The 10,010-nt window shown below is 63.7% G+C and carries 7 protein-coding genes; 6 read left to right on the top strand and 1 reads right to left on the bottom strand.

Annotated features, from left to right (window positions below):
- Positions 1-101: 101 nt before the first annotated feature.
- Positions 102-1,259: a hypothetical protein gene (locus ACIQ7H_RS20725; RefSeq protein ID WP_395795137.1), complete on the bottom strand. Its 1,158-nt coding sequence runs from the start codon at positions 1,257-1,259 to the stop codon at positions 102-104.
- Positions 1,260-1,538: 279 nt separating this feature from the next.
- Here ACIQ7H_RS20725 and ACIQ7H_RS20720 point away from each other — a divergent pair, with 279 nt between their 5' ends.
- From ACIQ7H_RS20720 to ACIQ7H_RS20695, 6 genes are all read left to right on the top strand, one after another.
- Complete coding sequence (locus ACIQ7H_RS20720; RefSeq protein ID WP_395795135.1) at positions 1,539-1,874, top strand: hypothetical protein; 336 nt, start codon at positions 1,539-1,541, stop codon at positions 1,872-1,874.
- A gap of 418 nt (positions 1,875-2,292) precedes the next feature.
- Positions 2,293-2,469: a hypothetical protein gene (locus ACIQ7H_RS20715; RefSeq protein WP_395795133.1), complete on the top strand. Its 177-nt coding sequence runs from the start codon at positions 2,293-2,295 to the stop codon at positions 2,467-2,469.
- Between the two features lie 476 nt (positions 2,470-2,945).
- Positions 2,946-3,605 (top strand): DUF2214 family protein, encoded by a 660-nt coding sequence (locus ACIQ7H_RS20710; RefSeq protein ID WP_395795131.1) that lies wholly within the window; start codon positions 2,946-2,948, stop codon positions 3,603-3,605.
- A 103-nt stretch (positions 3,606-3,708) separates the two neighbouring features.
- Entirely contained in the window at positions 3,709-4,842 is a 1,134-nt protein-coding gene (locus tag ACIQ7H_RS20705) for a cellulose binding domain-containing protein (protein WP_395795129.1), read from the top strand.
- A gap of 21 nt (positions 4,843-4,863) precedes the next feature.
- Complete coding sequence (locus tag ACIQ7H_RS20700; protein ID WP_395795127.1) at positions 4,864-8,163, top strand: DUF1592 domain-containing protein; 3,300 nt, start codon at positions 4,864-4,866, stop codon at positions 8,161-8,163.
- A 50-nt stretch (positions 8,164-8,213) separates the two neighbouring features.
- Complete coding sequence (locus ACIQ7H_RS20695; protein WP_395795125.1) at positions 8,214-9,425, top strand: DUF1552 domain-containing protein; 1,212 nt, start codon at positions 8,214-8,216, stop codon at positions 9,423-9,425.
- Positions 9,426-10,010 lie beyond the last annotated feature (585 nt).

Genomic DNA, 10,010 nt, shown 5'->3' with positions numbered 1-10,010 from the left:
TCGTGACCCTGCCCAGTGAACTCGGAAGCAACGAGATCGCAAGCATGAGCGAATCCGCCACTCAGGAGAACGAATGACAGCTATCTGGTGAACAGGCTGTCTCAAAGGGGTTGACGCGTTCCGAAGATCGAAAAGCGCGTGCGCTCGCCCTCGACCGAAATCGACACCAGCTCGGCGCGCTCCACCTCGGCGTCGCGCCCAAGCATGCGCAGGAAGTCGGAGGTGGCGGTGTTGCTGCGCGCGGTGCCAGTGACCAGTACGCGCTTGCCTTCGGGCCGCCAGATGTCGATGCGCTCGTCGACGAGCTGGGCGCGGATGCGGTCTTCGAGCTCGAACACGCGCTGGAACGCCGCCACGTCGTCAACCGCGTCAGGCAATGGAAGCTCAGGCACCGGCTCGATCACAGCCAGCCGTGGCGCCTGGTCTGCGGCGAAGCGCGAACTGTTCGGCGCACGCGCAAGCGGCGGCAGCCGCTGCGGATCAAGCGACCACATCGGCGGACGCTCGGCCGGTGCGAGTCTGGCCCAGCGCGCTTCGGTCCGGCGGGCGTAGGGGATGCCCTTGCAGCCGTCGCCGCACCAGACGGTGAATTCGCTGCGCGAGAGCTCGACGGTCTGGCGGGCGATCAATCCGCCGGTCTCATCGCGGGTGATCTCGACCACCTGATCGCGGCCATCGCGAACCCCACGCTCCAATTCAAGCCAGCCGTCAGCGCAGTCCTGATGGGTAAAGGCGCCGCGGCGGTCCTGCACCGGCCCATCCTTGGCCAGTGCCTGTTCGTAGGCATATAGATTGAGGTGCAGGGGGCCTTGCAGGGCCACGCCCTCGCGCGCCACCCGCCACCAGCGCGCATAGGCCGCGGGGTTGGCGCTGCGCAGGGTGTCTGCATCGCGGTCGACCTCGGCGGGCGCGCGCCGCAGCCTGAACTGCAGTTGGCAGATCGTGGTGGATTCACCCGCCTGCAGGTGATTGGAATCAAAACGGCAGCCCATCGGTCCGCGCTCGATCAGCAGGCCGGCGCCAGCGCGGTCGGCCGGCAGCTCGCCGAAGTAGCTCGCAAGATCGAATGCGCCGCCCGGCTCGGGGCTCGCCGCGTAACTGCCCTCAAGATTCGGGCACGCGGGAAACTGCGGATCACGAAAGGCGGGATCAGCTTCCGGAAAGTGCGCCGGCGGCGGCTCGTTTCCGCCACGGAAACAGCCGCCCAGAAGCCCTGCGAACAGGAGCACCGCCACCGCGCGAGGCGCGCGTGTTTGCATCTGCCTTCCCCTCATGTCGTCCCCCGCGCCGCGTTGGCTGCCAACGAACGCAGCCGATGCACAGTGTGACGGCTGCCAACGCCCACGGCGAGGCTGTCGGTCGCTGCCAGCGCGGGGCGCCGCAAGAACGGAGCGCGGCGGCGGCGTGGCTGAGTGCAGGCTCTGCCCCATCACGACCTTTCCGAGCCGTCGTTCGGACGAAGACACGATGTACTGCTCGCGCGGCTGCACGCGAGGCACTGCTGAAGCGGCGGGCTGATCGCAGCAAGACGCCTTCGGATGGATCGCCGTCTGAAGCGCGGGCGGCCTTCAACGACGCTCAATCAAAAAGCCAGCACGAGCGCTCGACTATCAGGCGATCTGGTGCTGACAGCGTACGGCTTGCCCTGGCAACAGTTCGCCTACCCGCTGCTGTGGCCCCTTGGACCCCGAGTGCGCACGCTCGCGACGGCGGCTGAAGGGCAGGAGGCGAACTCGGGGGCGCAGAGCGCCAACACCCACCGCCGGCGATTGATTCAACCGCCAGACCGGTGGCCCAAACGGCTGCATCACAGCCCAGGCAGCCTCGCCTGGCGGGAAAATGACATCGCTGTCGGTTTTCGGCTCAAGATGTAGCGCCACGTCACTGTTCGCGCAAAATTCAGCGGATAAAGTGCGCCGGCCTGTCGGGTGACAGTCCATCCGTGAGGCGGACGATCTTCAGCCTGCCGGCCCGCATGGCGAGGCTGAAGCGCTCCTGGGGTGTGCGCCGAACTCGAAAAATCTGCGTGGTGCCACGTCGACGGCCGGCCGGGGAGGGCTGCCTGCCGGAACAGAGTTGGCATCCGTCCGTAGCAAACAAGGGGCTTGAAAGCGCCGAAGCATTCCGTGACTGGCTCGCTTGGGCAGAGTTCGCTTGGGCGGAAGCTGTACAGCGCGCGATCAAAATATCGGCGCAGGACATGCCGGTCAATTGAATCATCCAACGTTGAAGCATTTCCCGGGGCCGGGCGCAATCACTGTCGCACTCAGCCCAGTCAAGAGGAAGTAGTCGATGCGCTTATCTCGTGCGGCAATCTGCGCCCTGGGCGTGCTGGGATTCATGCCAATTGGCGATGCTCGGGCGCAGGCCGGCAAGATCGCGCCAGTCTCCGCCAGCGGCAGCACCAATCTCCAACCCGCCAGCAATGCCGCGGATAGCAATCGCGGCACGCGCTGGGAATCCGATTAGGGCATCTCCCCGCGTACTCAGGATCGCTGCGGGAGAAGACCAGCGCAAACACAGGTACGAACACCGAGACGCAGTTGCTCCAGCTTCGCGCGCCGAACAGGCCACCGGTTGCGAGCTCAGCCGCTTGAGTCAAGTGAACTTGGTCTAGCTGCAAGCAGCGAGAACTGCATGGCATGCCACGGTGTCAAAGTGTGACTCAGCATGCAAAACGGAAATCCCATGTTGGAATCCGGCGGAGGTCGTGTAACAGTTTGTTACACGGAATCGGCCGTGGTTCGATCCAGTCAGCGGTTGCCGCGCCAGCCGAGGCGCATGCATGGAGTTTTGCTAGCGTTTACCGAATCCGTTCAAAGCAGATCCGCCCCGAACGCCGTGGTCGGCACCGGCCGCTGTCGCGCACCCGCAAGATGCCAGCCCCTTGACGCATTGCAGTTCTTGAGCCCCTAGAAGAGTTAACACAGGACGCTGGCGATCCAATGAATACCCTAATCGTATACGTTCACTTGATAGCCGCCTGCATCGCTGTCGGGGTGCTGTTGATGCAGGATCTTACGCTTTTCAAGACCGGTGGAAGGCGCTTGAGCCTGGGCGCCGTGAAGGAACTCCGATACGCCGCACGCAACATTTCTATCGCCTTGATGGTGCTGTGGGGCTCCGGGTTACTGCTGGTGATCTGGGGCTCAATCAATGATCCGCAGTATCTCGCAAACCAGAAGCTTTGGGCGAAGGTCGCGGTGGTAGCCGTGCTCACCGCGAACGGGGCGATCCTGCACCATTTCAGCTTTCCGCGCGTGGTCTCAAACACTGGGGTCACGGGCTTGGGGTTCTTCGAGAAAACCGCAGTGGCGTCGACCGGTGCGATTTCAACCGTCTCCTGGTTGTTCGCGTGCTATCTGGGAGTCGCACGGCCGTGGAATCACACCTTTCCATTCGATGAAGTCATGTTCATTTACGTCAGCTTGCTGATGCCCGCATGCGTTGTCGCCTGCGTTTACGTTCACGCTGTCATTGGTCCCGCACGCGCCAAGGCTCGAATGCAGCGCCAAGCGAGTGGTTTTACTGCGTTGCAGGGTGCAGGTTTGAAGAAGGTCAATGCACCCGACCAGCCGTTTCGGGCGAACAGCCTGGAAGGTTGATCCGTACACGTCGACTTGCGAGCCTGCGAAAGACCGCCCGATTCAGAGGCTTGTCTAGAGTTCGCATCGTCCCACCCAGTTTTCATCCTATGAGGAAGGAACAATGAGAAATTTCATAGCCTCTGCGGTAGCGCAGAGAGAGGGAAAGCGGAGGGGCAGAACACTGCTATCCCTGGCGCTCCTGGCGCTGAGTGCGGCCTGCTCTACGCAGGCTGTCGCGCGTTGCCAGTACGTGGTCAACAGCCAGTGGAACAATGGCTTTACCGCGGCCATCAAGATCACCAACACCCGATCGACTCCGATCAGTGGATGGAGCGTGAGCTGGCGCTACAGCGGCGACAACCGTATGACCAGCAACTGGAGTGCGAACTTCAGCGGCAGCAATCCCTACACCGCAACCCATCTGAGCTGGAACCAGACCATCCAGCCAAACCAGACGATTGAGTTCGGGCTGCAGGGAACCAAGGGCAGTGCTGCGGCCGAAGTCCCGCAGATCACCGGCGCCGTCTGCACTCCAGCGAGCTCTTCGTCCAGCAGCTCCAGCAGCTCCAGCAGTTCATCGTCGTCTTCCTCTTCGTCATCCAGCAGCTCCAGCAGCAGTTCGTCGAGCTCGTCGTCGTCGTCCTCATCGTCTTCGTCGTCGTCGTCGTCCTCCTCCTCCTCCTCCTCCTCGTCCTCCTCGTCCTCCTCGTCCTCCTCCTCGTCCGTGCCGCAGGCAGCGTGGACCCTGGACAGCAGCGTTTCGTATCTGAACCTCGTTACCACCAAGAATACTCACAATATTGAGGCGCATACCTTCAACAGGCTGAGCGGCATCATCAGCACGGCAGGTACCGCGTTGGTTACGATCGACATGAACAGTGTCGACTCGGGAATCACCATCCGCGACCAGCGGATGAGAGAGCTGCTGTTTGAAACCTCGACCTACCCGAATGCCAGCATCGAAGTGGTGCTGCCAAGCGGATTGCTGACTTCGCTGAGCGCCGGTCAAACGACCCAGACCGACATCTCAGCCCGCGTCACCCTGCATGGAGTGACCAGCACAGTCACGACACGCGTGTTGGTCCAACGGCTGACGAACTCTCGCATTCTGGTGCAGAGCATCGCCCCGATCATCACCCGCGCGGCCGATTTCAATCTGGTCGCCGGAGTAGAGAGTCTGCGCTCCATTGCCAATCTGGTTTCGATCAGTCCGGCAGTGCCCGTGGATTTCGCGCTTGCATTCGATGCGCGCTAACAGGACGAGGCGAAAATTCCCATGAGTAACTCACGTAGAGCTTGGCTTCCTCTCCTCCTTGTCTCGGTCGCCGGCCTGTTCGCAAGCTCAACCGCATTCGCGCAGAGCGCCTGCAGTGTCACGTATCGCAGCGAGAACACTTGGCCCGCGGGCGCGCAGATCGCAGTAGCGGCCACCAACCATGGCGCAGCAGTCAACACCTGGGAGATCTGCTGGCAGTACTCGGGCGGTGACACCATCGCTAACCTGTGGGATGGCGTGTTCACTGCTTCCGGCAGCCGCGTCTGTGTCCGCAATGCGGGCTACAACGGGCGCCTGCCGAGCGGTGGCACCGCCAGTTTCGGCTTCATCGTCCAGAACCCGAGCGAGCCTGCCCCCACCGGCTTCACCTTGAACGGTGTGGCCTGTGGTGGTTCGTCCGCACGCTGGCTGCTCGACTCAACGAAATCCAGCTTCTATTTCGTCAGCAAGAAGAACATCAGCAACGCCGAAGTGCATACGTTCTCGCAGATCCGCGGAACCGTCGCAGCCTCCGGCAGCGCGGTGATGACGATCCCGCTCGCGAGCATCTCGACCGGTATCGATATCCGCAACACGCGTATGCAGAGTCTGTTGTTCGAATCAAACCATCTGCCCAACCTGCATTTCTCCACTGAGCTCGATCTCGGCTCATTCGAGAGCCTGCCGGTGGGCGGAATGGTGGTGCAGCCGATGAGCGGCAATCTGATCCTGCACGCAGTCAGCCGTCCGGTGAGCTTTGATGCAGTGGTCGTGAAGCACAGCGACCGCAGCATCAGCGTATCGCCGCGGCGCCCGATTCTCGTCAACAGCACCGACTACGAAATGAATGCCGGTATTGAGGCGCTGCGCGCGGTGGCGGGCTTGAGTTCAATCGGCGAGCGAGTGCCGGTGTACTTCAAGATGTTCCTGACCCGCGACAACCCGACCAGTCAGCCCGCGATCGCGCTGCCGGGCCAGCCGTCTGCTCCGACGGGGTTGATGGGAGACATCACCGAGAGCAGCGGCGAAGCCTCGCTGGTCTGGTCCGGTGCCGGCTCCGCCGAAACGGGTCTTCTGGTTCGTCGCCGCGGTGCGGACAACCGCTGGAGAACCCAAGCGAACCTCGGCGCAAGCAGCCGACTGTTTGTTGAGCAGATTCTCTCCGGCGCCGGCAGCTACGACTACAAACTGATCGGCTACACCGACAGCGTGCCATCGACACACACGGCTCCGATCTCCCTGGTCTACAACGGCGGCACGAGCTCCTCCAGCTCAAGCAGCTCAAGCAGCTCAAGCAGCTCAAGCAGCTCAAGCAGCTCCAGCTCCAGCTCCAGCAGTTCGTCCAGCTCAAGCTCTTCGAGCAGCGCAGGCACGGGCAACGCGGCGCGCGGCGCGGCCCTCTACAGCTCGCAGGGCTGCGTTGCCTGCCACGGCGTGGACGGTGAGCGTGAGGCCAACGGAGCGCTGGTGATTGCACGGCTGAACCCGAATCGTTCGGTCTACCGTCACAGCCAGGACAGCCAGGATCGTTCGCTGCGGGACTTCATCGAGCTGTGGATGCCGCAGGGCAGCCCGGGCTCGTGCGTTGGCCAGTGTGCGGACGATATCGCGGCCTACATCCTCACCTGGCGTCGTCCGTCCGACGGTATCCCCGACCATCCGGTCGAGTACTTCACCTGCCCCACGCCGAACCAGTCCTATGGCCAGCGCACGCTGCGTCTGCTGACCAAGGTCGAGTACCAGCGTTCGGTGGGCGATCTGGTGGGCTACACCGAGGACGTGATTTCGCGTCTGCCCGATGACTTTACGGTCGGTGCCTTCCTTGGCAACAACTCCTTGCTGGTCGATCGCACCCGCTACACCAGTTACATCACCACTGCGGAGCGCATCGCAGACAACGTAGCCACACGCTGGAACGCGGTACTGTCCTGTAACCCGGACGCCAACTGTGCTAACCGTCTGGTGACCGACCTGGCGCCGCGGATCTTCCGTCGTCCGCTGACCACCGATGAGCGCTCCACCTACCTCGCAGTTGCGCAGGGAACCACGGGCGGACGCACACCGGCCGAAGGCATGAAGGTGGCGCTGGCGGGCATGCTTTCATCGCCGCAGTTCCTGTATCGCTCCGAGCTGGGCGAGCGCGTGGGCGATGTCTACAAGCTTACCGGCCACGAGATGGCGACCTATCTCAGCTACACCTTCGTCGGCACGACGCCCAGCGCTGCACTGCTGGCCGCGGCTGGACGCGGTGAGCTGGATACGCCGGCGGGTGTGCGTCAGCACGCAGCCACCCTGCTCAACACCTCGCAGGCGCGCTCCTTGCTGACCAGCTTCGTCAACCGCTGGATCGGCACGGATCAGCTGGAGATCAAGGACAAGACGGGCTTCCCGAACTTCCCGCAGCTCGCGAATGACATGAAGCTGGAGCTGGGCAAGAACTTCTCCCAGGGCATGCTCGACTCCACAGCGACCTTCTCGACCCTGTACAAGCCGGCCTACACCCACGTCAACCAGCGCCTGGCGACGCTCTACGGCCTGCCCTTCTCTGGCACGGGTGCGGATGCGGACGGTTTCGTGCGAACGGCGACCAACGACCGCGGCGGCATCCTGATGTCGGGTGCCTTCCTGTCGCGCTATGCCACCAGCAACGAGTCGAACCTGGTGACGCGTGCGGTCGCCCTGCGGCGCCGTCTGATGTGTCAGGACATTCCTGAGCCGCCCTCGGGCGTCAGCCTGGATCGCGAAGCCCTGGCTGCGCAGGACCGCGAGTTCTTCAACAACCCGCGCACCACCCAGCGCATGATCTACGACCGCATCACGATGGGCACCAGCTGCTCGGACTGCCACGCCGAGATCATCAACCCGCTGGGCGGCGGCCTGGAGAACTTCGACGCGGTGGGCCGCCTCCGCACCACGGATGCGCGCAACAACCCGATCGACGCCAGCGGCACGTTCTTCTCGCCGTTCCCGCAGCTGCAGTTCCTGGGCGATCCGGACCGTGTCATCCACTCGCCGGCGATCACCTTCAACGGTGGTGCGAGCTTGGTGACCAAGATCGTGGAAGACCCGAAGGTGTCGGGCCAGGCGCAGACCTGTCTCGCCACCCAGTTTGTCAGCTACAGCTCGGGTATCCACACGATCTTCCTGATCGACTCCGATCGCGATGTCGGAAATGCCCGCATCAGCGAACAGGAAGAAGCGGCCTACCGCTGCAACGTCGGCACCCTGCGCGACGTGCTCGCTAACCGCGGCCCGCGCGCGATGCTGGAAGAGATCCCCGCCCTGCAATCCGTGATGTATCGCAAGGAGTGGGCGCGCTGAGCGCGCCCACCCCTCTCGACATGTCCACACAACGATTTGGAGTGAGCAGAATGAAACACACGGACTGCTTCGACAAAGAGCGCCGCAGCTTTCTTCGCCTGATTGGCCAGGCCGGCATCTCCGCCAGCTTGATCAAGGCCTCCAGCGTGCTCGTCGGCGTCATGCTGGCGCGCACCTCGGAAGCCCAGTCTGCGGTGCCGAACAAGCACTGCCTGGTCTTCTCCGGCGGCGGCTGTCATCCCACCCGCTGGTTCCCCAGTGGCTCCACCCTGCCTATCCAGTCGGCGCCGCTGCAGACCCAGTTCAGCCGCATCGCCATGCTGCGCAACGCATCCATGAGCGGCGCCGGGCACGGCGTGATGTTCCACCGCTTCAACAACGGCAGCTGGTCGCAGGACAGCTTCGATGTCAACCTGGGTCGCACCATCGGCGCGAACTTCCCGGTGCGCTATCTCAACCTGGGCATCACGGCCGAGCCAAATCTCAGCCGCGAGCTCAACAGCGGCAAGCCCACCATCACCAGCCCGCGCGCCGCGTTGGACATTCTGTTCGCGGGCGGCGGTACCAACACCGGCGGCGGCACGCCGCCGCGGCGCTCGGTGGTGGACCTGCACTACGCGGCCATCAACAGCCTGCGCACCAAGCTGGGCCAGCACGAGCTGCAGAAGCTGGACAGCCACTTCACCGCGATCCGCGAAATTGAGCAGGCCATCGACAGCGGCGGCAGCACCCCGCCGCCCGGTGGCTCCTGCCCGCAGCCGCCGAACACTGCGGTCACCGGTTTCGATGCCACAGTCAAGCTCCACACTGAGATCGCCGCGCTAGCGCTCAGCTGCAACCTGACCGCCTCGGTGTCGATCGCGTTTGGATCGGACTCGCACAACCACTTCCTGGACGTGCTGGGCCGCGAGTCGCACCAGTCGCACCACAATCAGGGCAACAGGCCAGACGCGTACCACGAGGACATCGCCTACATGGCGGGCTTGACCCGCAATCTTCTGGAGCGCTTCGACGCGCGTGGCCTGCTGCCGACCACGATCGTGACCCAGGTGTCGGACATGGGCGACGCGGACTCGCACGGCAACAGCAACGTGCCGATGCTGGTTGCGGGCGGCGGTATCACCGGTGGTCGCGTGGTCGATGCGGGTGGACGCACGCAGTCGGAGCTGTACCAGACCATCGGCCTGAAACTGCGCGCCGATCAGAGCCCGAACGGCGCGGCCTATCGGAACTGGTCGAGCACGACGATCGCGGGTTTGTAGAGCGCTCACCTGTAGAACCAGTACACGTGTGCAAGCGGCAAACGGATCAGGCGCTTCGCGTCCCCAGCGCGGGCCGCCTGATTCGGATTCAGTGAAGCGGCATTTGCGGAAAGCGAGGCCTCGCCCGACTCCTGCGGCGGCGCGAGAGAAGTCCATCGCACACCCGCGACCTGACCCGGCGAGCAGCGCACGACACATCCCTCATGTGCCGTGCACGCCGAGCGGGAACAGTCCAATAGCTCCAAGCGCGTCGCCAGGCACTCGGGCTTGGCGGCGCGCTTTTTTTGCGCGAGGCGCCTGCTCGTGGGACGGCTGCGGTGATGTCGAGCTCAGCCGCGAAGGGAAGTTCCGGCTCTTCGCGTGCACCCCGGGGGTTGCGGGCTTCAATGTGGTCGCGTGGCGAGTGCACCGTGGCGAGCCCGGTGCTTTCGGCCGCAATGAACCCTACGAACGGGTGTTTCGTAAGCGTCCGCCCACCTCACCTACCTTCCTTACCTGATTCTCCCGACCGTCTCCGGTTTCCCCAACGGAGGACCGGTCGATGGCGTGTTCGGAGGCGTGGCGGTGGCGGGCGCATGTGCGCTC

It is taken from the genome of Aquimonas sp., from assembly GCF_044377145.1.
In the GTDB taxonomy this organism is placed as follows: domain Bacteria; phylum Pseudomonadota; class Gammaproteobacteria; order Xanthomonadales; family Xanthomonadaceae; genus Aquimonas.
Note: the sequence above shows the minus strand (reverse complement) of the source record. Positions and strands in the feature narration are given on the sequence as shown.